The sequence below is a fragment of the Hymenobacter sediminicola genome (genome assembly GCF_014250515.1).
GTDB lineage: Bacteria > Bacteroidota > Bacteroidia > Cytophagales > Hymenobacteraceae > Hymenobacter > Hymenobacter sediminicola.
In genome coordinates this window covers 3504553-3529779 of record NZ_CP060202.1, presented here as the reverse complement: position 1 = coordinate 3529779, position 25227 = coordinate 3504553, and the positions used below count along the sequence as shown (strand labels likewise).

General features: G+C 53.6%; 23 protein-coding genes. 21 read left to right on the top strand and 2 right to left on the bottom strand.

The genetic code is table 11. The annotated features are described in order from the left end of the window. Positions 1–11: 11 nt before the first annotated feature. The 19 genes from H4317_RS15120 (at position 12) to H4317_RS15030 (ending at position 19110) form a co-directional block, all read left to right on the top strand. Entirely contained in the window at positions 12–944 is a 933-nt protein-coding gene (locus tag H4317_RS15120; RefSeq protein ID WP_185887407.1) for an NAD-dependent epimerase/dehydratase family protein, read from the top strand. Between the two features lie 75 nt (positions 945–1019). Then, on the top strand, positions 1020–1592 hold the full coding sequence (locus tag H4317_RS15115; protein ID WP_185887406.1) for an acyltransferase: 573 nt from the start codon (positions 1020–1022) through the stop codon (positions 1590–1592). Positions 1593–1714: 122 nt separating this feature from the next. After that, entirely contained in the window at positions 1715–2653 is a 939-nt protein-coding gene (locus tag H4317_RS15110; protein ID WP_185887405.1) for an NAD-dependent epimerase/dehydratase family protein, read from the top strand. Then, positions 2654–3442: a methionyl-tRNA formyltransferase gene (locus tag H4317_RS15105; RefSeq protein ID WP_185887404.1), complete on the top strand. Its 789-nt coding sequence runs from the start codon at positions 2654–2656 to the stop codon at positions 3440–3442. A gap of 36 nt (positions 3443–3478) precedes the next feature. After that, positions 3479–4462 carry a glycosyltransferase family A protein gene (locus H4317_RS15100; RefSeq protein WP_185887403.1) on the top strand — a complete coding sequence of 328 codons (984 nt, stop codon included), beginning with the start codon at positions 3479–3481 and terminating at the stop codon, positions 4460–4462. A gap of 232 nt (positions 4463–4694) precedes the next feature. After that, positions 4695–5807: a GDP-mannose 4,6-dehydratase gene (gene gmd / locus H4317_RS15095; protein WP_185887402.1), complete on the top strand. Its 1113-nt coding sequence runs from the start codon at positions 4695–4697 to the stop codon at positions 5805–5807. A 93-nt stretch (positions 5808–5900) separates the two neighbouring features. Next, positions 5901–7052, top strand: a complete 1152-nt coding sequence (locus H4317_RS15090) for a glycosyltransferase family 61 protein (protein ID WP_185887401.1) — start codon at positions 5901–5903, stop codon at positions 7050–7052. A 68-nt stretch (positions 7053–7120) separates the two neighbouring features. Next, the gene (locus H4317_RS15085; RefSeq protein ID WP_185887400.1) at positions 7121–8098 is read left to right on the top strand and encodes a glycosyltransferase; all 978 of its coding nucleotides are present in this window, start codon (positions 7121–7123) and stop codon (positions 8096–8098) included. A gap of 24 nt (positions 8099–8122) precedes the next feature. Continuing rightward, positions 8123–9520, top strand: coding sequence for a lipopolysaccharide biosynthesis protein (locus H4317_RS15080; RefSeq protein ID WP_185887399.1), 1398 nt, complete (start codon positions 8123–8125; stop codon positions 9518–9520). 98 nt (positions 9521–9618) lie between these two features. Next, positions 9619–10521 (top strand): glycosyltransferase family 2 protein, encoded by a 903-nt coding sequence (locus tag H4317_RS15075; RefSeq protein WP_185887398.1) that lies wholly within the window; start codon positions 9619–9621, stop codon positions 10519–10521. A 41-nt stretch (positions 10522–10562) separates the two neighbouring features. Beyond that, complete coding sequence (locus tag H4317_RS15070) at positions 10563–11756, top strand: glycosyltransferase (RefSeq protein WP_185887397.1); 1194 nt, start codon at positions 10563–10565, stop codon at positions 11754–11756. Positions 11757–11840: 84 nt separating this feature from the next. Beyond that, the gene (locus H4317_RS15065; RefSeq protein ID WP_185887396.1) at positions 11841–12623 is read left to right on the top strand and encodes a 2OG-Fe(II) oxygenase; all 783 of its coding nucleotides are present in this window, start codon (positions 11841–11843) and stop codon (positions 12621–12623) included. Between the two features lie 17 nt (positions 12624–12640). Next, on the top strand, positions 12641–13375 hold the full coding sequence (locus H4317_RS15060; protein WP_221899167.1) for a WbqC family protein: 735 nt from the start codon (positions 12641–12643) through the stop codon (positions 13373–13375). After that, on the top strand, positions 13372–14301 hold the full coding sequence (locus H4317_RS15055) for a glycosyltransferase family 2 protein (RefSeq protein WP_185887394.1): 930 nt from the start codon (positions 13372–13374) through the stop codon (positions 14299–14301). Before H4317_RS15060 ends, H4317_RS15055 begins: the two co-directional genes overlap by 4 nt. A gap of 8 nt (positions 14302–14309) precedes the next feature. Further along, on the top strand, positions 14310–14948 hold the full coding sequence (locus H4317_RS15050) for a NeuD/PglB/VioB family sugar acetyltransferase (RefSeq protein WP_185887393.1): 639 nt from the start codon (positions 14310–14312) through the stop codon (positions 14946–14948). A 96-nt stretch (positions 14949–15044) separates the two neighbouring features. Beyond that, positions 15045–16172 (top strand): dTDP-4-amino-4,6-dideoxygalactose transaminase, encoded by a 1128-nt coding sequence (rffA, locus tag H4317_RS15045; protein ID WP_185887392.1) that lies wholly within the window; start codon positions 15045–15047, stop codon positions 16170–16172. Positions 16173–16213: 41 nt separating this feature from the next. Continuing rightward, positions 16214–17287, top strand: coding sequence for a glycosyltransferase family 4 protein (locus H4317_RS15040; RefSeq protein ID WP_185887391.1), 1074 nt, complete (start codon positions 16214–16216; stop codon positions 17285–17287). Positions 17288–17299: 12 nt separating this feature from the next. After that, entirely contained in the window at positions 17300–18325 is a 1026-nt protein-coding gene (locus tag H4317_RS15035) for a polysaccharide deacetylase family protein (RefSeq protein WP_221899166.1), read from the top strand. Then, positions 18322–19110 (top strand): formyl transferase, encoded by a 789-nt coding sequence (locus H4317_RS15030; RefSeq protein ID WP_185887390.1) that lies wholly within the window; start codon positions 18322–18324, stop codon positions 19108–19110. The genes H4317_RS15035 and H4317_RS15030 overlap by 4 nt, the downstream gene beginning before the upstream one ends. 3 nt (positions 19111–19113) lie before the next feature. On the opposite strand, the gene H4317_RS15025 is transcribed toward H4317_RS15030, so the two are convergent. Further along, positions 19114–20469, bottom strand: a complete 1356-nt coding sequence (locus H4317_RS15025) for a hypothetical protein (RefSeq protein ID WP_185887389.1) — start codon at positions 20467–20469, stop codon at positions 19114–19116. A gap of 9 nt (positions 20470–20478) precedes the next feature. Continuing rightward, positions 20479–21687 (bottom strand): tetratricopeptide repeat protein, encoded by a 1209-nt coding sequence (locus H4317_RS15020; RefSeq protein ID WP_260625693.1) that lies wholly within the window; start codon positions 21685–21687, stop codon positions 20479–20481. A gap of 337 nt (positions 21688–22024) precedes the next feature. On the opposite strand from H4317_RS15020, the gene H4317_RS15015 reads away from it, so the two are divergent. Together H4317_RS15015 and H4317_RS15010 are read left to right on the top strand one after the other, a co-directional pair. Continuing rightward, positions 22025–22744, top strand: coding sequence for a M20/M25/M40 family metallo-hydrolase (locus tag H4317_RS15015; protein ID WP_349772182.1), 720 nt, complete (start codon positions 22025–22027; stop codon positions 22742–22744). Between the two features lie 227 nt (positions 22745–22971). Then, complete coding sequence (locus H4317_RS15010) at positions 22972–25203, top strand: sodium-translocating pyrophosphatase (RefSeq protein WP_185887386.1); 2232 nt, start codon at positions 22972–22974, stop codon at positions 25201–25203. The last annotated feature ends 24 nt before the right edge of the window (positions 25204–25227 follow it).

Sequence of the window (25227 nt, the reverse complement as noted above, 5' to 3'; positions counted from 1 at the left end):
TGACAGGTAAAATGAAAGTAGTTGTATTCGGAGCCAATGGCTTCGTGGGCAGTAACGTGGTAGAAGTGCTGCGCGAAAATGGAGTGGAGCCGGTAGAAGCCTCACGAAGCACTGGTCTTGACCTGCGCGACACGAAACAGGTAACGGAGTTCCTGGCGCAGCACCGGCCGCGCTTCGTCGTAAACTGCGCGGCACACGTAGGCAGCCTCAATTACGTAACGGAGCAGGCTGCTACGGTCATTGCGGACAACACGCGTATGATTATGGGCATGTACGAAGCAGTGGCAGCAGCTTGTCCGCAGGCTATTGTTATTAATCCTCTTGCCAACTGCGCTTATCCTGGCAACGCCGAACTGTACCGGGAGGAAGAGTGGTGGAACGGTCATATTCATCGTTCTGTACTGGCTTATGGCTCTACTCGCCGTTTGCTCTGGACCGTGGCGGAGAGCTTCCAGATGCAGTATGCCGTGCGCAGCATCAATCTGCTGACTCCCAACATGTACGGTCCTTATGACTCTACGGACCCTAACAAGGCGCACGCGCTGAATGCCTTGGTGTCGAAGTTTGTGAAAGCCGAGAAAATTAAGCAGGCCGAACTGCCCATTTGGGGTACTGGGGTTGCAGTGCGGGAATGGCTCTACGCGCGCGATTTTGCGCGGCTGGTGTGGGAAATTATGTTGATACCGGACCGGACCGGACTGGAGCAGCCGCTCAACGTGGCCCAAAATGATGGCCTGAGCGTAAAAGAGTTGGTTGACATCATCCAGTCGAAATTTGACTACAAGGGGAATGTAGTATGGGACCACAGCAAACCCGACGGTGCTCCTAAAAAAGTAATGGATGATACCCGCTTCCGGCAGGTATTTCCGGACTTCCAGTTCACCGAGTTCGAGCAAGGCATTGCTAATACCATTGCCTACTACGAATCCGTATTCCCGTATTAAGCAAAGGCGAGGCCACGAGACAGCAGAAATGATCCTGTTGCCTCGTGGCCTCGCCTTTGCACTACAACTAACTGCATGGCTGACCAAAACCTGCCGTTAAAATCGGCACAATATGACACTTCCCTCCTGAAAAGCTGTGGCGAAGATGTCTTTATCAGTGGTAACGTAGAAATTCGGCGGCCCCACTTAGTAACAGTAGGTAGCCACGTCGCCATAGACTCCGGGGTATATCTAACTACTGCTGCCCAAATCGGCGACTATACCCATCTGTCGCCGTATCTCACCATCATTGGCGGTGCCCAGAGCACCCTCATCGTAGAAGATTTCGTGACTATAGCATCTGGGAGCCGGCTCATCTGCGGCTCCGACCGGTTTATGGGTGACGGTTTCACTAGTGTCACTGTACCGGATGAATACCGGGATACAGTAGACTACGGCGTAATTCGTTGTGGTAGATTTTCCGGTATCGGCACTAGCGTGGTAATTATGCCCAATGTGACAATTGGCGAAGGTAGCGTAATTGGCGCTTGCTCACTGGTTACCAAAGATACGGAGCCTTGGACTGTATATGTTGGTGTGCCGGCCCGCCCTATTAAGATGCGCCCACGTGAGAAAATGCTGGGGTACGCCAAAAAGCTGGGGTATTGATTACTGAATACTTTACTTATTTCATAAGCTGATATTATTTAAAAATAGGAAAGTAATTAAACTTGCTAAAGTCTTATAAAAAACAATTTTAATAAGTCTGCAAAATAATTCGCCAAAATTTCATGAGAGTTGCTGTTCTAGGTCATACAGGGTTTTTGGGAAAGAACGTACTGGAAGTTTTTAGTCAGGCTGGAGTGATGTGCCAAGGAGCATCAAAAAGCCAGGGCGTTGATTTGCGTGACTATGAGCAAGTAGTCGAATTTCTTGCCACATCCCAGCCCGATATTATCATAAATTGTGCGGCTCATGTTGGCAGCTTCAACTATGTAACCGAAAATGCGTCGGCGGTAGTAGTGGACAACTCGCGTATGACGCTTTCTGTGTATGAAGCCATGGCAAAAGTGTGCCCGAAGGCTACTATCATACATCCCTTAGCAAATTGCGCCTTCCCGGCAAAAGCTGAATTCTTCAAGGAGGAGGAATGGCAAGATGGACCTGTTCACCAGACCGTAATGCCCTTTGCATCTACACGTCGTCTGATCTGGTCAGTAGGGCAAAGCTTTGCTATTAGCCAAGGTATCAATAGTATATATCTGTTGGTTCCTAATATGTACGGACCTCACGATTCGTCCGATCCAAACCAGACAGCCGTACTAGATGCATTGATATCACGGTTTCTGACGGCGCAGCAGACGCATCAGAATGAAGTAACTGTCTGGGGAACAGGAGTTGCAATTAGAGAATGGGTGTTTTCGCGTGATTTGGCCCGGTTGATGCTAACCATTGCTGCTACCCCCCGCCGACCTGAGTTGCGCGAACCTATAAATGTTGCTCAGAACAGTGGACTAAGTGTGCGTGAACTGGTCGACATTATCCAGAGTGCCTTAGGCTTTACTGGTCAGGTTCGGTGGGATCATAGTCGTCCGGATGGAGCGCTGAAAAAAGTAATGGATGATACCCAGTTTAAAAAGGTATTTCCTGAATTTCAATTCACAGAATTCTCCGACGGTATAGCAGCAACCATAGCGTATTACAAATCACTAATTCAGTTTGCGGAGTAAATGTCTCAATCAAAAAAAAACATTGCCTTTTTAGGTGGTAGAATACTTGGGTATAAATGTTTGAAAGTTCTGGATAAATACCGGGATAATTTCAATGTGCATTTTGTGATGGGTCTGCGTACGGATGGCCAAGTTGGCTCAGACTGGAATCCATCTATTCTGCAAGCTGCCGAAGATATGGGGTTTCCCGTTCTCACGGTTTCCTCGTTAAATAGTGAGTCAGTAGTTTCTTTGTTTCGAGAAAAGAATATAGAAATAATTTTGAACGCTTTCTGCGACAGGATAATACCCAAAAGTATTATTGATTTGCCGAACATGGAAGTAATTAACTTCCATTATGGGCATTTGCCGCAGTATCAGGGGCGCTTCATTGTTACCAATATTATTCTTAATGAAGAAAAGGAAACCTGTGTCACTACGCATTACATAGATGAGGGAGTTGACACAGGGGATATCATATTTGAAGATTGGCTACCGGTATTACCGACGGATACCGCCCGCTCCTTATATATGCGGTGCAGCGAAATAGGTGTACAAGCATTTGAGAGAGCCTTAGGGTATCTGATGCGGGGAGAAACGCTGCCGCGCCGTCCTCAAGCTGCGGGCGGTGCGTATTACAAGTTTGAGGAGCCCAATGGGCTACAGGTTGAATTGGAATGGGAACAGGAGAAGATTGAGCGTTTCATTCGTGCTACTACCTTTGAGCCTATTTCGCAGCCTTGGCTGCAAATAGGCACCCGCCGCTACGATATTGTAGTACAGCCGGCTGAAACTCTTCCTACCACCTAAAACTTTGTACTCATGGCGGATTATGCCCTGTCCTATATGCTGACTACCTACAATAAGCTGCCGTACCTGAAGCAGGTGCTGGAACGGCTGATTGCAGCCCGTCAGCCGGATGAGGAAATAGTAGTAGCTGATGGCGGCAGCAAAGATGGCACGCCCGAATATCTGCGCGGCCTGTATGAGGCCGGCCAGATTCAGCAGTTTGTATCGGAGCGTGACAAAGGGGAGGCTCACGGCTTCAACAAATGCATGCTCATGGCGCGTGGTGAGTTGATAAAACTAGTCACCGATGATGACGCGTTCTGCTATCCGGCCATTCGGGAGGCTAAGCAGTTTATGCTGTCCCATCCGGAAGTGGATGTGCTTTCTGGCAATACAGGGCTGATTCATCTAGAAAACCTGAGCCAGGCTACACTCTACGACGATGTAGCCGATAATTTTCGCCGCTGGCTAGACCACAAAGAAGTCGTCTGGATGATTGGCTTGCCACTCATTATACGGCGTAAGTCCTTAGCTCTGACAGGTCTATTTAATACAGGGGTAGTACAGGTAGATACCGAATTTACCTACCGAATTACTAGCCTGAATGTAAACCTGGCGTGGAGCACGGCTATGCTCAGCACCCGGATTGAAAATCCGCAGAGTAATTTTCGGGTGATGAATCAGGGCAAGGGACGCAATTTCAGCGACGTAGAAGCGGACCGGATGCGGTTTTACTACGACAAGTCAATCAGCAACAGCTTCAGCGACTTTATTCGTCATAAGTCAGGATGGGTAGACATGCTGAAAGCACCGATCAGGCCAATAAAGCGTAAACTGTTTGATGTGCTTAAAAGGGAGCAGTATCAGGGGAACAAACCGCTTTCTACTGGTTACACCGGCCCGCCAATAACCACTGAGACGCCTCAGGGAGAGGCCATTCCGCGCGCTTTCGAAATAGCAGACCAATTTATGCAGGCTTATAATGAAGCACATACCACTGAATTTCTTACTCGGAATTCTGAGGTAACTAAAGTGCTATAACTACTGAGCAAACTCAGCAATTGTAGCTTCTGCAACCGTATTATGCGTAAGTCGGACGCATGCAGTCGGCTAAGTTGTTAACTTTAGCTCAGTCAGTTAGCAGGATTTGAGAAACGAACAAATTGTTTGCGGAATACCGAATGCGTACTTTTGCGCCTTCGTACAGACAAAGTGCTATTCAGGCTAACCAGCGAATAGCTTTCCTAATGACATCTACCTCAACACTTTTCATATGAAAGTAGCCTTAGTGACTGGTATTACCGGGCAGGACGGTGCCTACCTCGCTGAACTATTGCTGGAAAAAGGCTACATGGTTCACGGTATCAAGCGCCGCTCGTCTCTTTTCAATACGGACCGTATTGACCACCTATACCAAGATCCGCATGAGCAGAACGTGCGGTTCAAACTGCACTACGGTGACCTGTCAGATTCCACGAATCTGATCCGGATTATCCAAGAGATTCAGCCCGATGAGATTTATAATCTGGGGGCTATGTCGCACGTGAAGGTTTCCTTCGACACGCCTGAATACACGGCCAATGCGGATGGTATTGGAACACTGCGTATTTTGGAAGCTGTTCGGATTCTGGGGCTCACGAAAAAGACGCGTATTTACCAAGCCAGCACTTCAGAGCTGTATGGCCTGGTGCAGGCAGTGCCGCAGTCAGAAACGACTCCCTTCTACCCCCGTTCTCCTTATGCTGTAGCCAAACTGTATGGCTATTGGATTACGGTTAACTACCGCGAAGCCTACGGCATGTTTGCCTGCAATGGCATCTTGTTCAACCACGAAAGCCCGCTACGTGGCGAAACTTTCGTAACGCGCAAAATTACGCGTGGAACGGCTCGTATTGCTATGGGCCTGCAGCAGAAGATCTACTTGGGCAACCTGGACGCCAAGCGTGACTGGGGGCATGCCAAAGACTATGTTGATGCCATGTGGCGCATCCTTCAGCAGGACGAGCCGGAAGACTTCGTCATTGCAACTGGCGTTACCACCACTGTTCGCGACTTCGTAAAGATGTCATTTGAAGAGGTGGGTATCGAACTGGCCTTTGAAGGTGAAGGCGCTGAAGAAAGAGCCCGCGTTGTACGCTGCACGAATCCGGAATATCAGGTAGCAGAAGGCACGGTGGTAGTGGAAGTGGATGCTCAGTATTTCCGTCCTACGGAAGTAGAATTACTGATTGGCGACCCAACCAAGTCTCAGCAGAAACTGGGCTGGACGCCTACCTACGACCTGCCTGCGCTGGTAAAGGATATGATGCAGGCCGACCTGCATCTTTTCAAGCGGGATGCCTATCTGAAGAAGGGCGGACATAAGATTTTCAACTACCACGAGTAGACCAGTCAGTCGTACAGGCTGTTGTTCTTGCGTTTTTTATGCATCCGCGTCCGGCGACCAGCCGGACGCGGATGATTTTTTGCCTCGTATGCCATGGCTACTCCTCCTCGCCCTCGTCCCAGTTCTTATCAGCGGGCTAAGCGGGTTGTTGACCGATTCTTAGGCAGGCTGGGCCGGTCCGTTAGTGGTCCATTGCCTGTTGAGGTGCACGAATTAGCACCCGTACCTGCAGATGCTGTGTGCCCGGCGCCGGTTAACACGGCTATGGTTCCGGCAGAATTTACCCGAACGTACCAAGAAGTATTTGAAGAAGTTACGCCTAATTTCAGGCAACTGCTGTACCGTTTGAATAATGTGAATGTGGCGTGGCATGGAACCGTTGTGAAGAACATGCGGGTCTTTGCTCCAAGCTTGCCACAGCCGCAATTAGAGCTTGAGTTTTCTGGTACGTTTTTGCTTCGACAGCTCAAGCGCCGTCAGGTTCCTGAATTGGAATCGGGGCCAGTTGGGTTGGCGTTTGATAGCTGGTCTGGCAACTATTTCCACTGGATAGCCGAAGTACTGCCTCGTCTAGCTCTGTTGCGTAAGCTTCAGCCAGATTGTTTAGTCCTGTTGCCTGGGCCTAATCCGCCGGAATACATCAAGCAGACAGTGCAGGCGTTAGGTTTTACTCATACCTATAGTATTGCGCTTGGGGAGTTGGTCCATGTAAGCGACCTATGGATGCCGGTGCGGCCGGGCCGCCACGGTTACATGGTGCCTTCGTTGGTACGGGAGGTACGGGAAGCCGTGATGCAGCATTTCGAGAGCGGACTCGATCCAAAGAAAAAGGCCACTCGCCGGATATATGTGTCAAGAAATCGTCAACAGTGGCGCCATCTTGTCAATGAACCGGCAGTTCTGAACGTATTGGAACGCTACGGATTTGAAACAGTGTACTTCGAGGAAATGAGCTTTGCGGAGCAGGTCCGTACCATGTACGAAGCTGCCATCTTCATTGGCATTCACGGAGCAAACATGACCAACGTGCTGTTTATGACACCTGGGACGCACGCTATTGAAATGCTGAGCGAAACGTACATCAATCCGAGCTACCTGTCTATGGCCAGTAGTATTGGAGTGCATTACTCTTTGGTGCCTTCAAAGCTGGGCTCGCCGCCTGACGTGGAGCACAACTATGCTGATATTACGGCGGACCCTAGCTTGGTTGAGCAGGTAATTCGACCACTCTGTCAGGAGGCGTAGAGGGTAGTATGTTCTTCAACATTTAATTCTTCCCACTAGTATTCTCTTGCATTTTTACTGCTCAACTCATGGCGGACTACCGAATCTCCTACATTCTCACTACCTATAACAAGCTGCCGTACCTGAAACACGTACTGGAACGGTTGATTGCAGCCCGTCAGCCGGACGAGGAAATAGTAGTAGCGGATGGCGGCAGCAAAGACGGCACGCCCGAATATCTGCGCGGTCTGTATGAGGCCGGCCAGATTCAGCAGTTTATATCTGAGCGTGACAAAGGGGAGGCCCATGGCTTCAATAAGTGCATGCTCATGGCGCGTGGTGAACTTATCAAGGTCATCACCGACGATGATGCGTTCCATTACCCTGCTATTCGAGAGGCTGCTACTTTCATGCTAGAGCACCCCGAAATTGATGTGGTAGTAGGATATAATGCTGCCCTACAATCCGAAGACATGACTTATGTGCGCGTCAAAGAAGATCCTGCCAAGGATTTTCAGCGCTGGCTTGAGCATAAGGAGCCTTTCTGGATGATTGCCTTGCCACTATTACTGCGTCGCTCTGCGTTGCCGCTCACCGGCATGTTCTATACTGGTGTAGTATTAGTTGACTTGGATTTTATCTATCGTATCACCAGCCTGAACATTAATATAGCATGGTGTACGGCCGTATTGAGTATGCACATCAGCAACCCAAACGGCAACTTCAATCGGATGAGCGAGGAAAAGCGCATGGCTGAGTACAACCGCATTCATAATTTCTATGTCGCTAAAAAGCCCCAGCGTAGTCTGGGTGATACTGTCCGCGCCACGATTGAAGCGGCTAAGCGGCCTATTCGGCCAGCAAAAAGAGCCTTGTTCGAGCGAATGGGATGGAAGCAGTATCAAAACCCGGAGAGCTTCTCCACAGGCTATGTACCCGTTGCGGGTGAGGACCCTATTTCGGCTGCTTTTCAGGTGTGTGATAAGTTTCTGGCCTCGCACAATGCCAGCCGCCCAGTTAAGTTTATCTATCGTCAAAGTGACATCAGTAAAGTATTTGAGCTCTAAGACACTGGTCTTTCCCCGATTTCTTTGAAACAACGCATTCAACAACTGATACGACCCTTACTAGAGCCTTTGCTCCGGAAAGGGTCGTTTGCGCAGAATTTTGCCGTAACCCTGTCGGGCTCCGCTGCAGTAACGGCCATCGGGTTTCTGCTGACGCCAGTGATGTCACGCATTTACCTGCCAGCAGCGTACGGGCAGTTTGCCGTATTCAATTCATTGGCCAGCAACCTGAGCATGATAGCCACGCTCACGTATACGGCGGCCTTTCTGCAGCCCAAGACGCAGGAGAAATTTATCAGTTTGGTACAGCTGACGGTAGTTCTTTCTTTCGGCACATGCTTGTTGCTGGCTGGTGGACTACTGGTAGGCGGACCTGCTATCCTACACTATCTGAAGGTGGAGGCACTCGGCAACTGGTTCTATACCTTGCCAGTCATTCTGCTGTTGTTCAACCTGAATAACATCATGAGTGCCTGGTACATGCGTGAGAAGCAGTTCGTCAAGCGTACTACTGTAGACGTAACGACGGCCTTGGCCGGACGGGGCTTTACAATCGGCTATGGCCTGCTGGTAGGAGGTAATGTGGTAGGCCTATTGCTGGGAGAAATGTTCAACCGTCTAACCAGTACCGTAAGTCTGGTGGCGGGCTCGCTGCGGCATTCACTGGGCATGCTATGGCAAACATTTTCGTGGCAGCGGGTGAAGGAAGTAGCGGTAGAGTACCGGGAATTTCCGTTTTACTTCCTTCCTGCCAGTTTTATAAACGTACTGTCTACGCAACTCCCCATTTTTGCGCTAACAACAGGTTTCGGCTCAACTCCGGTAGGGCTGTACTCCTTTTCGGTAGGGCTACTGGAAATTCCCATCAATCTGATTGGCAGCGCTATCCTGCCGGTTTTCTGGCAAAAAGCTACCGAAACCTATAACAACGAGCCTGAGCGGCTACCTACCATTACGTTAAGCTTGTATTACAAGCTATTGTATTTGGGATTGATACCTTTCGGTGTTATCACGGTGTACGGTGATGTGCTCTTTAAATTTGTATTTGGTGCGCGTTGGGAAATGGCTGGTGTCTATACCGGTTATTTGGGATATTACTACGTGTTCAAACTAATGTCGCAGGCTACATCACCGATTTACACGGTGATGAACAAGCAGCGCTATATCTTATACAGCAATATTTTCCTGCTCGTAGCCCGGGGCATCGGTCTGGGTATCGGTTTGTACTATCACGACCTAAATCTGGCGCTACTGCTGTTTGGCCTAGGTAGCCTGTTGGCTACGTTCCTGATAGATTTGCAGGTGCTTTCATTGTTAAAGCTGCCTGTAATACGAATCGCACTGCGGACTATTCTTATTGTAGGCGCTACACTACTGCTATTGAAAGGTAGCCGATTGGCTTTGGAGCAGTGGCTATTCTAACTCGGCACCTGTAAAACCTGCGCACAGGCGAGGAACGCTAACCAAGTAACCCGCATCTGCAGGAATTTAGCTGTAGACTAAACAAGCTGAACTACTTTATGGCGAATACTCCTTTCTTCAGCATCGTTATTCCCACCTACAACCGGGCCAGCTTCATTGAAGCTACACTCCGTTCTGTGCTCAATCAGGAGTTTAACGAGTGGGAAGTTTTGGTGGTAGATGACGGCAGTACTGACAACACAGAGCAGGTAGTAGCAGGCGTAATCGATTCCCGCATACATTACCTGCCCAAAGCCAATGGGGAACGGGGGGCAGCTCGCAACTACGGCCTAGCGCGTGCCAAAGGCCAATACGTCATCTTTCTGGACTCCGACGACCTGTTTCATCCTGCGCACCTTGCTACGTTGCGTGCAAAGATTCAGGAGTTGAAGCCCAACTTCATTGCGACAAAGTATGACTTTGACCGGGATGGAGTGCGTGCTGACAGTGATATGGTACGTCTGGCCGAAGGTTGGTACGGGCTTGAATTCTTTGTTCGAGGTAACGCGCTGGCCTGCAACATCTGTGTGCGGCGCGAAAATCCTAGTCTCCATCAGTTTGAGGAGGACCGCCGCTATGCCGCCGTCGAGGACTGGATGTTCATGCTGGAGAACATGCAGCAAGACCGGGTATACATCGTAGATGCCGTGACGCTCACTATGAACGACCACGACAGCCGCTCTATGCGCTCCGACAACACGGCGCTGGTGCGCAAGCTGCAGCTGGCACTAGATTGGATGCTGACCCGAGTCAGACTCACGCCACAGCAGCAGCAGATACTCACGGGGCGGGTGTATTACCTTTGTGCCATTCATGCCTACGCCGATAACCACAGAGGCGAAGCATTGCAGTTTGCACGACGGGCCGCTCCTCATCTGCCCAGTAAGCAGGCTGCAGTTTTGCTAGTTCGCTGCCTGATTGGTCTGAAGGCCGTGGAGTGGTTGAAAATTATCCGCGCCTAATCTTCCATCACTGCCCTTTCTCCTGCTATTTTTCTGCTCGCATGCGCATTCTATTTTTGAGTTATTGGGGACTAGACGACCCACTCACGATATCAACTGTGTTTCCGCACTTGCGGATTTTGCAGCAGCGCCCCGATGTGGAGAGTATTCTGCTGGTAACCATTGAGCGCAATGGAGCGGCCCCCGTATTTCAGCCTTCATTCAATACTGATAAAATAACCTATGCACCGCTGGTATCGGAGCCAGGGCGCAACGTGCTGATAACGAAAACTGATGATTTCCTGCGTTTCCCCAAGCAGTTAATACAGCTGGCAGCGGAGCATCGTAGCGACTTTCTGCTGGCACGTGGTGCACCAGCCGGCGCCTTGGCGTACTTGGTTTGGAAACAGAATAAGCTGCCGTTCTACGTCGAGTCGTTTGAGCCTCATGCCGACTATATGCTCGAGTCTGGGGTATGGCAGCGGTTCGACCCGCGCTATTTGTTTCAGCGGTACTGGGAGAAGAAGCAGAAGGAACTGGCGCTGGGCCTGATGCCGGTGGCAGAAAACTACCGGCGTCAACTCATGCAGGAAGGCGTGCCATCGGGCCGTATCGTGACAGTTCCCTGTTCCGTCAATCTAACCGATTTCAAGTATGACGTGAGCCAGCGGGCTCAGGTGCGCGCGCAGTTGGGGTTTCCTGCTGATGCGGTGGTGGGAATTTACGTGGGTAAGTTCGGTGATATTTACTACGACCAGGAGGCTTATGACCTGTTTCGAGCGGCGGCGGAGCATTTTGGAGACGCCTTCCGTCTGATTGTGCTCACACCTAATCCGTTGCAAGAGGTGCAAGCCAATTTGAAAGCGGTAGGGTTGGATGGCACACGTAGCTTCGTGACCAAGGCTCCGCACCACGAGGTGCCCGGCTATCTATCGGCCGCTGATTTTGCTTTTGCGCCAATTAAGCCCGCCGAGTGCCGCAAGTTCTGTTCGCCCATTAAAGTAGGGGAGTACTGGGCCAGCGGCCTGCCAGTGGTACTAACCGAGGGCGTAGGCGACGACAGCGACATTATTAAGCAGGAAGGCGGAGGAGCCATCTTCAACGTGCTACAGCCTGCCAGCATTCCGGCCGCCATACAACGCGTGGCCGGCATTTTGCGTCAGCCTGATTACCGGGAGCAAACCAGCCAACTAGCGGCGCACTACCGCTCCCTTGACCGGGCCCGGCAGGCATATGCGGCTTTTTTTGACCGCTAAAAACGGCTGACAATATGCTGTAATGCGTATTTTTGAATTACTGGTTGGAACTTCCAGCTGGAACTGACTACAGCAGCTACGCGCATGGGACAGGAATTGATTGACTTTGAACGGCTGCAGGCAACATTGCCGCAGTTGCAGAAGCAGTGGAACGCGCCAGAGCACCCGTTTCGTTTTCTAGTGTACGACGGCCTTTTTCAGCCAGAGTCAGCGGAGCAGATTCTGGCCGCTTACCCGCCTGTCACACGTGGAGAGTGGGATGGGACTACCTATATCAATCAGCAGAATAAATTCTCCTGCACCCAATTCGGCGACGATCAGCTTTTGTTTCGCCAGGTTTTCGCCGAGTTAAATGGTCCCCGCTTTCTAGCGTTGCTGGAGCAGATTACAGGAATTACGGAGCTGATTAGCGACCCTGAGTTATTCGGCGGCGGGTTGCACCAATCAATTGCCGGCGCATTCTTGGATGTGCACGTCGATTTCAACTACCACCGTACTACCAAGAATCATCGGCGCCTAAACGTCATCGTGTACATGAACCACGAGTGGCAGCCCGACTATAACGGGTATCTGGAGCTGTGGGACATGGCCAAGAAGGAGCAGCTGGCCGATGTAGCGCCGCTGTTCAACCGGTGCGTTATTTTCGAAACCAACGAAATATCGTTTCACGGCCACCCCAAGCCGTTGGCGACGCCGGCCGATATCACGCGTAAGTCGCTTGCTACGTATTACTATACTACTACCCGGCCGGCCGAAGAAATTGCCGGTGAGCATAATACAGTGTACGTGAATACGGAAGGGGCCGGCGGGATGATCAAAAATCTGAAGTCGGCCTTCCGCGCCGTGCTGGAGCGCGTGAAAAGCTGACCTTCATGAGTGGCAGCATGCGGAACAGCGTTTCAGCACAAACTACCAGGAAAGTAGCTATTCTGCAGTCCAATTACATTCCCTGGAAGGGCTACTTCGACCTGCTGAACAGCGTCGATGACTTCATCTTTTATGATGAGGTGCAGTACACCAAAAACGACTGGCGCAACCGCAACCGCATCAAGACGGCGCAGGGCGTGCAATGGCTCACCATTCCGGTACGGCAAGAGCAGCTGGCGCAAAAAATCAGCGAAACGCGAGTGGATGATTTGGGGTGGGGAGCACGCCACTGGCGCACACTCGCACAGAACTACTCTCGCGCTGCGTATTTTGAGCAGTACAAAGAACAGTTGCAGGAGCTGTATTGCGGCCCAAACTCCGAGTTCTTGAGCCAGATAAACCAGCGCTTCATTCGCGCCTTGAATGAACTGCTCGGGATTCGTACGCGGCTGCATTCTTCCATTGACTTTCAGGTACATGGTGACCGGACAGCGCGTCTGGTCGAACTGGTACAAGCTGTCGGTGGTACCGAATATGTGTCTGGTCCGGCGGCAAGAGTGTATCTTGATGCCGACCAGTTTGCTCAGGCGGGCCTTGGCCTAAGGTGGATGAGCTATGCAGGATATCCAGAATACCCACAAGTACATGGCTCTTTCGAGCACCACGTGAGCGTGCTGGATTTGTTGCTAAACGCAGGTCCGGCCGCCTCGCGCTATATGCTTTCCTTCCCAAACCAACCTGCCGACTTATGACCCTTGACTACTCGGTTGTAGTGCCCGTGTACCAGGGGCAGGCTACGCTTGGGCCGTTGGCGCAGCAATTGCGGCAGTTTTTCGAGGCGCAAGGGCATTCGTACGAGGTGATTTTCGTACACGACCATGGACCTGACGACTCATGGCGCGTGATTCGGGAGTTGCGGCAGGAGTTGGGGCCCGATGTGGTGCGGGCTGTGCGGCTGGCCCGGAACTTCGGACAGCACAATGCGCTGCTTTGTGGCTTTAGGCATGCGCGTGGTCGTTTCTTTATAACACTTGACGAAGACCTGCAGCATGCACCTGCCGATATTGCACTGCTTATCCAGCGGCAGCAGGATGCTGATTTTGATGTGGTGTACGGTTGCTACGAAGCGCGCCGGCACTCTGGGCCGCGCAATCTGGCATCCTGGCTGATGCGGAAGCTGCTGCGCTCCAGCATTCCCGACTTGCATCCCGACTACTCGCCTTTCCGGTTGCTGAAGGCCAACGTAGCGCGGCATTGCTTGGAAATGCGCAATTCCTATACGTTTCTGGATGGCTACCTGACGTGGGTAACGGCCCATGTAGGCAGCGTGCCGGTGTCGCATGGGCCGCGGGCGGCGGGGCAAAGTGCCTACACGGCCCGCAAGCTGCTGCGCCATTCGCTCAATATCTTCATCACGTTTTCTGATGCGCCGGTCCGGATGCTCTCCTATGCGTCCGTAGTCGTATTTATGCTCACTACATTGTATTCGGGCTATATTCTAGTGCGTAAGCTGGTCTACAATGATCTGCTGCCCGGCTTTGCGTCCCTGATTATTGCCATTGGGTTTGGGGTAGGTCTGCTGCTGCTGGGCATGGGTATTCTGGGCGAGTATATTCACCGAATCAACCTGAAAACCACCCGGCGCCCCAATTTTGTGGAAGCGGAAACCCTGGATTAGCCTTTCACATGCCTGCAGTTGATTCACGTGTTGCTATAATCGGGGCCGGAGCCCTGGGCCAGCAACTGGCGCAGCATCTGCGGCAGCAGGGCAGGCGTGTCGCGGGGTTTTTCGACGATACGCTGCCCGTAGGAGCTACGGCCGGCGGAACGGTGCTAGGGACTACTTCGGCCGCTGCTCAGGCGTATACCTCAGGTATTTTTGATGAGCTGCTGTTGGGCGTTGGCTATGAACATATGGGGCGGCGCCAACAGCTATTCGAGCAACTACAAGCAGCCGGATTGCCTTTCGGAGGGTTCGTGCATGCCAGCGCCTACGTCGATTCCAGTGTAGTGCTAGGGCCGGGCGTATTCATCTCACCCGGCTGCGTCCTTGATTTGAATGTGCGGCTGGATGCCAACGTATTGCTGTATACGGGTTGCATTGTGGCACACGATACCCACATTGGAGCGCATACGCTGCTGGCGCCGGGCGTGCGGCTGGCGGGCCGGGTGCAGGTAGGTGTTCGGTGCTTTCTGGGCATTGGCACCACGGTTATTGATTCGCTGAAGCTGGGGGCCGATGTGCGCACTGGCGGCGGCACCGTAGTCATCGACAACTTGCCGGAGCCGGGGACTTATGTAGGCGTGCCAGCCCGGCGGCGGTAGTTGGATGCAGTAAGCCAAGGCTCAGGCTACACAGCAGATTCCAAAATCAAAGCAGGAGGCATTCTGCTAGCTTTGTAGCTCGCGCCATCTTCCGCCATGCTCCCGTTCAATAAGCCGTACTTCGTCGGAACCGAAACCCGCTACATCGAAGAAGCAGTGCGTTCCGGCAAGATTTCCGGCGACGGAGCCTACACCCGACGCTGCGAAGCGTGGTTCGAGCAGCACCTTGGTTCGGCCCGGGCCCTGCTCACTACTTCCTGCACCGATGCGCTGGAACTGGCGGCGCTGCTGCTCAACATTCAGCCCGGCGACGAAGTGCTGCTGCCCAGCTTCACGTTTTCTTCGACGGCCAATGCCTTTGCGCTGCGCGGGGCGAATCTGGTCTTTGTGGACTGCGCTCCCGATTCTCCGGCGTTGGATGCCGCGGCGCTGGCGGCGCTGGTCACGCCGCGCACCCGCGCCATCGTGCCGGTGCACTACGCCGGTACCGCCTGCGACATGGCAACTGTGCTAGCAGTAGCCGAGCAGCATAGCCTCGCGGTGGTGGAGGATGCTGCGCAGGCCATCAATAGCTACTACCAGGGCCAGCCCCTGGGCACACTAGGCGCACTGGGTGCTTTTTCCTTCCACGAAACCAAGAACGTTACAGCTGGTGGCGAAGGTGGTTTGCTCGCCATCAACGACCCGTTGCTGGTGAGTCGGGCCGAAATTCTGCGGGAGAAGGGCACCAACCGGGCGGCCTTCTTTCGAGGCGAGGTTGACAAGTATAGTTGGATGGACATTGGATCCTCTTTTCTGCCAGCTGACATCAATGCGGCGTTTCTGTGGGCGCAGCTGGAGGCGTTGGAGTTTATTCAGGCGCAGCGGTGCGCCATCTGGCAGCGTTACCATACGGCGCTGCAACCGTTGGCAGCGCTGGGAGTAGAGCTGCCCATACTGCCGTCATACGCCACCAATAACGGCCACCTGTACTATCTCGTATGCCGTTCGTTACCGGAGCGCACGGCCTTGATAACGCACCTCAAAGCGCGAGGAATAGCGGCCATCTTTCATTATCAGCCGTTGCACCGCAGCCCTTATTACGCTGCTCGCCATGATGGCCGTGCGCTTCCCCGAGCCGACCGATACGCGGATTGTTTGGTTCGGCTACCTTTGTATGTGGAACTGGACGAAACCGAGCAGCAGCGTATCGTGCGCGAAGTGCTGGCTTTCTATCAGCAGTAGCCGGGCCGATAGCCTGTCGCTGGTCCGCCTTATTTCTTCCTATGCGCATTCTGTTTTTGATTCCTTACCCTTCCGGTAAGGCACCCTCCCAACGCTTCCGCTTCGAGCAGTACCTGCATTTTCTGACGGAAAAGGGCTGGTCGTACAAGCTGGCTCCTTTTCTTTCAGACGATACTTGGGCTATTCTCTATAAGCCAGGCCATACGCTGGCAAAGGTACTGGGCATCCTCGCCGGATTTGTACGGCGGTTTTTCCTGCTCTTTACCGTGCCGTCCTACGACTACGTGTTCATTCACCGCGAAGCCTCGCCCATTGGGCCGCCGGTATTTGAGTGGATTATTGCCAAAGTGTTGGGCAAGAAGATAATCTACGACTTTGACGACGCCATCTGGATGAAAGACCCGGCTGGCGAGCAGACGTTCATCAGCGGACTGAAGTGGCAGCAAAAAGTAGGTCAGATTTGCCGGTGGGCGTACAAGGTGAGTTGCGGCAATTCGTATCTGCGCGATTATGCCCTGCAGTTCAACCCCAACTCGTTGATAAACCCAACCACCCTCGACACCGAACACCTGCACAACCGCATCCGCGACCAGTACACGCCCGAGCGCCCTATCATCGGCTGGACCGGCACACACACCACATTGCGCCACCTGGATCTGGTGTGGCCGGTGCTGGAGCGGTTGGAGCGCGAAGGCTATGACTTCGAGTTTCGTGTCATTTCCAATCAGCCATCGAACTACAAGGGGCTGAAGAGCCTCACCTATACTCCTTGGCGCAAAGACACGGAAATAGCTGATCTGAGCCAGTTTCATTTGGGGCTGATGCCACTGGTAGATGACCCATGGGCCCGCGGAAAATGTGCGTTCAAAGCCTTGCAGTATATGTCGCTGGGTATGCCGGCGCTGGTGTCGCCGGTTGGCATGAACACAGAAGTGGTGCAGGAAGGCGCCAACGGTTTCGTGTGCGACACGCCAGAGCAATGGTACACTGCCTTGCGCCAGCTGCTGGTCAGCCAAGACCTGCGGGCCACGCAGGGAGCCGCCGCCCGCCGCACCATTGTGGAGCGCTATTCGGTGCTGTCCAATAAGGAGAATTTTTTGGCCCTGTTTAGCTAAGCGCGCCCTACCATGACACAGCAACCAATGCGCAAGGGGCAGGAGAAAGGCCGTTTCGTCATTTCTCTCGACTTTGAAATCAACTGGGGCGTGCGCGACCAGCAGACCCTGGACCAATACGGGCAAAACCTGCTGGGCGTGCGGCAGGCCATTCCGGCTATGCTGGCGCTGTTTGCGGAGTTTGAGCTGCGCGTGACCTGGGCCACTGTGGGTCTGTTATTCTTTCGCACGAAAGCCGAAATGCTGGCGCATCTGCCCGAGGTGCGGCCTCAGTACGCCGATTCCAACCTATCGCCTTACTTGGTAATGGATCAGGTAGGGGAGAGTGAAGCCGTCGACCAGTATCATTTCGGCCATTCGCTCATTGAGCAGATCCGGCGCACGCCCGGCCAGGAAATGGCTACACATACCTTCTGCCACTACTATTGCCTTGAGCGGGGCCAAACCGCCGAGTCGTTCCGGGCCGACCTGACGGCGGCGGTGCAGGTGGCGCAGGAGCAGGGCATGACCCTGCAAAGCTTAGTATTTCCGCGCAACCAGTATAACGCCGAGTACATTGCCATCTGTGAAGAACTGGGCATTACGAGCTACCGTGGCAATGAAAGCTCCTGGATTTACAAGGAGCGCAGCGAGGAGCAGCAAAGTCTGTACAAGCGTGGTGCCCGCCTGCTCGATGCCTACGTGGATCTATCAGGCCCCAACTGCCACACGCTGGATGACATTGCTCGTCAGTTTCCCTATAATATTCCGGCTAGCCGGTTCCTGCGGCCCTGGTCGGGGCGGCTGCAGGCGCTAGAAGGGCTGCGGTTGCGGCGCATCCTGAGCGGGATGGAATATGCTGCGCGCCACGGGCAGGTATTCCATTTGTGGTGGCATCCGCACAATTTCGGGGTGAACATTCCGCAGAATATGGCCGTATTGCGTCGCATTGCCGAGCACTACCGCTACCTGCACGCTACCTATGGCATGGAAAGCCAGGCTATGGGCGACCTGGCCACCGAGCTCCAAAGCCGTTCATCTGCCGTTACCGCTTCATGAATTCAACTCCCGCTTCCGCAAAGAAAATCGTAATCCTGGCTGGTCCCGGTGAGTCTACGGATATTCTGTTTCATGCCCTGGATGCTGAGTTTGGCGTGCACCGCATTATCGTGGAAACGCCCGTTAGCCAGAAGCAGCTGCTCAAGCGCCGCACCGAGAAGCTGGGCTACGCCACGGTTGCCGGTCAGATTCTCTTCAAACTGTTGATTGCTACACCCCTGAGCCGAGCGTCGCAGGGGCGTATGCGGGCTATTAAGCAGCAGGCGCACCTCAATGACCAGTCTTTGCCCGAGGACCGGGTGATTCGGGTAGCGTCGGTGAATGCGCCAGAATGCATTGAGCAGCTGCAGGCATTGCAGCCCGACGTCATCGTAGTGAACGGCACGCGCATCATCTCTAAAAAAGTGCTGACCAGTGTGCCCTGCAAGTTCATTAACACGCATGCCGGTATCACACCCCTATATCGGGGTGTACACGGGGGCTACTGGGCGCTGGCTAACAACGACCCGCAACATTGCGGCGTGTCGGTGCACTTAGTAGACCCCGGCATTGATACCGGTGCTATCATTGCCCAGGCCTTGATTCAGCCTACTGCTGAAGATAATTTCGTGACCTATCCATTGTTACAGTTGGCGGCCGGGTTGCCGCTGCTCAAACAGGCCGTGCGTGATGCCCTGTACGGAGAAATCCAACTGAAGCCGGCTCCCGAAGGGGTGTCAAAGCTGTGGTCGCACCCCACACTGGCGGAGTATGTGAGCAACCGCCGACGTACGGGTACCCGCTAAGGGCTAAGTAGTAGCTAACCGGCGGCGTGCTATCGTACGCCCTTTACTGGGCTTACCGGCTCCGCTCACATCCTGCAGGATATACAAGGCTGCTACGTAGAAAGGAATGAGCGGAATTTTGTAGCGCACCAGCGTGCCAAAGTTGTTGGAGATAATGCCTACCGAAGCTCCGAAAACTAAGGCGAAAATAAAGCTGAGCATTAGGACTGGTGTGCCGGCAATGGCTCCGAAGAACCGCGCCACACCTACCTTGAAAAGAATGCGCAGGGTAAACACCAGAAAGAACGTCGCCTCCAGTGCCGACAGGAGCATTACCGGGTTCTTGGCTTCCCAGAGGAAGGGGCGAAACAATGCAACAATAATGGCCTGAGGCGCAAGCTTCACCATCCCACCGATAGTACCATCCTGCTCCCCCAGATTATAGGCCGAGCCTTCCTGCTTTACCGATACTTCGTACAGGTAGTCAGCTGTAATCTTGCTTCTTTCTCCAATCTTGTCGATGTCGTACTTCTCGTCGCCTTCGGTCAGGTTACCCATGGCAAATACGGCCGCCACAGCTCCTATTCCAATCAAAAATGGCTTGGCTATCATGCGCACTAAGCGGTTTTTGATTCGCTGGCTGTTCTCGTTAAATATCCATATAAGGGCTGGCGGAAGAAATGACAGCAGGATATAGACCTTAGTAATATAGAGCATGTAGGCCGCCAGACTACCAATGAGCACAGACTTAAGCAGCCGCTTCTTCTGAATGGCGCCTTGGTAAAAGGCATAAAATATCCAGCCCAGCGCCCCGAGGCATAAAGAATCCTTCATCAACCCGGACCCCCAGAAGAATACCGAGGGAATAAAGAAAACAGCAATAGCCAACTGCTGATACACCTGCGGCCGAATCTTGGCGAAGGTCATGTACATGGCCCACATGCCGCTGAAGCTGATGCAGGCGAAGAACAGACCTACTACGGTGTAGGTGTTGAAGCACAGCATCCCGAGTACCGTAGCAATCCGAACGATAACTAACTCAGTAGATCCAGGCTCCCACCAGAACATGCGGGAGGTGTATTTAGCCAGTTCCGGCAGCCGCTCCCCGTCGCTGGTTAGTAGTTTCATGCCCACAGCAAAGGAGTCGCCGAAGGCATCATACATCACCGACGAGTGGATGAAGTAGTTGAATGTGTCTCCGCCGCTGTAGTAAAACTGGTAGATGAGGCCCAGCGCAATGGCACCCACTAGCTTCAAGCTGAGGGCCGGAATGAAGTATTTGCGGGTGTATAGGTTTGTAACCCGCGGACGCACGGCAAAGGCCAGCGCATAAATCAGCCCCAGATACAGCGGAGTGAGCAGCAGGTCTTTTAAATCCATGCGGGAAGGCTACTTCTTGTTCTTTTTCAGAAATGCCTTAGCCTCCCGGTACTGGTCGGATTTGCTGTCGGCTATTTCCCGTACAACGGAGTAATAGCGGCGGGCAGTTCCTAAATCCCGTTCCTTCTCCGCAATGCGGGCCAGATTGTAGTTGGCATGCAGATAAAAACCGCCTTTTGTCTCGTCGGTACTTTCGGCAAATACAATGCAGCGCTGGTAGTAGTCCTTGGCTTTAGTCAGATCTTTATAGCGGTTCTGCATTAGCCAGCCCAGAAAGTAGGTGGCGTAGCGGCCACTGATTCCTTCATAGCCAGGCATGCCCTGGTTCAGCTTCGTCAGAATCTCCTGGCTTACCCGCTCACTCTCCCGAAACTCCCCCATATTGAAGCACAGCAGCGCATAGAAGCGCTGGAAGTACCCATTGTCGGGGTAAGTTTTGGCCAAGTTGCGTGCCAGCGGCATGGCGGCTTCCGGGTTGTTCTCCTCATTGTTGAGGATGCGCATCAGAAAGACTTTGGCTTCCGGGCCCACGTAAAATCCGTTGTCGGCCACGTTGCGCAGTTGTTGTAGGCCCAGTTGCTTGTTGCCTTTGGGGAACAGTAGCAGCACAGGCTTCAGCAGCGGGTAGTTGTCCGGAATCCAGACGGCGTAATAGTTGAAAAGGGCCTGCCCAAATAGAAATTCTGGGCTTAATCCGTTGGCTTCTTTGCTGATTTCAAGGTATTTGAGGGCACGTTTGGCGCTGACAGTAGCTTTCGGCCAGTTGCTGCGCTCCGCATTCAGGCGGCCATCAAAACCATAGGCCGCTGCCAGGAAAAAGCAGGCTTCATAGTTTTTGTTATCCGCCTCATACAGTGCTTCTGCCTTCGTAATGGACGAATCCATGTAGGCGAAGAAGAGCTTATCGTACTGCTTGGTCTTGATGTTGGTTGGAACGATTTTCCACCATTGGCTTAGGCCCAGCAGAAAATAGGGCATCGGGTGGTTAGGGTAGCGGCGGCGCAGGGAGCGGAATTGCTTCTCGGCCTTTTCGTAGCGGCAGTTGTATAGGTTCTGTACCGCGCCCTCCAGTTCCGTCTGAATATCCTTGTCAAGCAGCAGCCAGCCTTTGGTATCAACGGCGTTAGGCAGCACGTCCACATTTTCGGTTTCGATATTGCGAATAGGGGTACGAGTAGTATCAGGCTGCTGAGCTTGCGCCAGGAAAGGCAACAACATTAGCAACAGGATAAATCGGAGTCGAAGGATCATAGATACGTTTGCTTGCCGGTGCGGCCGGATTCTACTTCACTACGCACCGCCCAACGGAAAGGCTAAAGTATGACTTTTATCCTAGTTTTGGACAAATAATAGGTGAATCATGGAGCTTTTACATACCCTTTGCCGTATACCGGCCCCTGCTGGAAACGAAGCCGCACTTACTCAATTCTTATTAAAGCACATCCGTGCTGAAAGCCCTACCTGGCGGGTAACGCCTGTCGTACTCGATGGTGATGGGTGGCAGGATTGCATTATTCTGGTTTTTGGTGCCCCCCGTACTGCCGTATTTGCCCATTTGGATAGCATCGGCTTCACGGTGCGCTATGGCCGGCAACTGGTGCGTATCGGAGGGCCTGTGATGGAAACCGGCACCAAGCTGGTTGGCCACGATTCGCAGGGGGCAATTGAGTGTACGTTGGTCATTGATGAGGAAACCGGGCAGCCTGCATATGAGTTCACCCGCGACATTGACCGCGGAACTGAACTCACGTTTCAGTGCGACTTCCGTGAAACGGAAACGACCGTTCAGAGCTGCTATCTCGACAACCGGTTGGGCGTCTGGAACGCGCTGCGCCTCTGCGAAACGCTGGAAAACGGCATTGTCGTCTTCAGCTGCTGGGAAGAGCACGGCGGTGGGTCCGTGGCCTATCTGGCCAAACATATCTACGAAACCTACGGTGTGCGGCAGGCTCTCATTTCGGACATTACCTGGGTGACGGAGGGCGTGCATCCTGGTCAGGGAGTAGCCATTTCCCTGCGCGACTCCCTGATTCCGCGGCGCAGCTACGTGGAGCGTATCCGACGTATTGCCGAGGCCGCCGGCATTCCGCACCAGTTGGAAGTAGAAGGCAGCGGCGGCTCCGATGCCAAGGAACTGCAGCACGGCGCCCAGCCCTGGGACTGGTGCTTTATTGGGGCCCCCGAAGACAATGTGCACTCGCCCGACGAAATTGTGGACAAGCGCGACATAGCGAGCATGCTCGCCTTATATCAGGAGCTGATGCGCCGGTTGTAGTCAGGTAGTCCCAGCACCCCCGAAACCATTGCCAAGAGCCGCTTCCGGACCACCGGAGCGGCTCTTTTGCGTTTGCAGATAGCCGAAACAGGATGTAGCTGGCTGCCAGCCCGAAGAATACCAGCTGGGATTTAGTGAAGGCAGGTTGAGGATTAGCCAATAAAGTCTATTTTACCCACCCAAATGCCTCATTCCCAACCTAACTCCCATCTTCTTTTCACCGCTCTATGATGAATGTTCTTTACGCAGTGCCCGCGCTGGGCGTGCTGGCGTTGGTCTACACCTGGGTCCGTTCGGGCTGGGTGAGCCGCCAGGACCCCGGCGACGACCGAATGCGCACCATTGCCGGCTACATTGCCGACGGCGCTATTGCCTTTCTAAAAGCTGAATACAAAGTACTGGCCATTTTCGGCCTGATTGCCTCGGCCTTCTTGTTCTATCTGGGCAGCACGGGCGAAAAGTCCAGCCCGGTCATTGTCATAGCCTTCATCATTGGCGCCATCTTCTCGGCGCTGGCTGGCTTTATCGGGATGAAAATTGCCACCAAGGCTAACGTCCGGACGGCTCAGGCTGCGCGCACCAGCCTGAGCAAGGCCCTAAATGTGTCGTTTTCGGGAGGCTCGGTGATGGGCATGGGCGTTGCGGGCTTGGCGGTGCTGGGCCTGGGCTCGTTGTTCATTGCCTTCTACCAGATGTTTGTGGTGAGCAAGGGCGGCGGTGCCAACGGCATCGAAATGGAAACCGCGCTGGAAGTGCTGACCGGCTTCTCGCTGGGCGCTGAAAGTATTGCGCTGTTTGCCCGCGTGGGTGGCGGCATCTATACCAAAGCTGCCGACGTAGGAGCTGACCTCGTGGGTAAAGTAGAAGCCGGTATTCCGGAAGACGACCCCCGTAACCCCGCTACCATCGCCGACAACGTGGGCGACAACGTGGGCGACGTAGCCGGCATGGGCGCCGACCTGTTCGGGTCCTACGTGGCGACTATTCTGGCTACCATGGTGCTGGGCCGCGAAGTAGTGGCCCGTGGCGACGACTTTCAGGGCCTTTCGCCTATTCTACTACCGATGGTTATTGCCGGAATGGGCATCATTGCTTCGCTTATCGGGATTCTGTGCGTGCGGGTGAAGGAGGGAGGCAACGTGCAAAACGCCCTCAATCTGGGCAACTACGTGTCGGTTATTGTGTCGGGCATTGCTTCTTACTTCATCATCCGCTGGATGCTGCCTGCCGAAGACTTGGTTATTCGGGGTATCACCTTCGATTCGATGGATGTGTTCAAAGCCGTAGTAGTCGGGCTGATTGTGGGCACGCTGATGAGCATCATCACGGAGTATTATACGGCCATGGGCAAGCGCCCGGTGCTGAGCATCGTGCGTCAGAGTTCCACCGGCCACGCCACTACCGTTATCGGCGGGTTGGCCGTAGGCATGGAGTCCACGGTGCTCCCGATTCTGGTACTAGCGGCCGGCATTGTGCTGAGCTTCGAGTGCGCCGGCCTCTACGGCGTGGCTATTGCGGCCGCCGGCATGATGGCCACTACCGCCATGCAGCTCGCCATTGACGCGTTTGGCCCCATTGCCGACAACGCCGGTGGTATTGCCGAAATGAGTGAGCTACCCAAGGAAGTACGCGAGCGAACCGACATTCTGGACGCCGTAGGGAATACCACGGCCGCTACTGGCAAGGGTTTCGCCATTGCTTCGGCGGCGCTTACTTCACTGGCGCTGTTTGCCGCCTTCATGGGCACGGCCAACATCAACAGCATCGACATCAGCAATGCGCGCGTGCTGGCGGGCCTGTTCGTCGGGGCCATGATTCCGTTTATTTTCTCGGCCCTAGCCATTTCGGCGGTGGGGCGCGCGGCCATGGCCATGGTGCAGGAAGTGCGCCGGCAGTTCCGCGAGATACCTGGCATCATGGAAGGCACCGGCCGACCTGAATACGAGAAGTGCGTGGCTATTTCTACCCAGGCGGCCATCCGCGAAATGATGCTGCCAGGCGCTATTGCCCTCATTGTGCCCGTTATCGTGGGTTTCGCCTTCGGCCCCGAGGTGCTGGGCGGCACGCTAGCTGGCGTCACCGTAAGCGGTGTGCTGATGGCTATGTTCCAGAGCAATGCCGGTGGTGCCTGGGACAACGCCAAGAAGTCGTTCGAGAAAGGCGTGATGATTGACGGCAAAATGGAGTACAAAGGCTCCGACGCCCACAAAGCCTCCGTCACCGGCGACACTGTCGGTGACCCGTTCAAAGACACGTCTGGGCCTTCCATGAATATTCTCATCAAGCTGATGAGCATTGTGTCGCTGGTAATTGCCCCTCACATTGCGGCTCCGGAGCGTGGTGTGGCCCCCGTAGACCTGAAACCTCGTGTAGAACTGGATGCCCGCCCAAAGGTGAAATTCGCCGATGTGACCGACCATGCTGCCGAAGCCGTGTTCATGTTGCTGCGCAACCGATAAGCTGTTGAGCTTAACTGGCTCGTT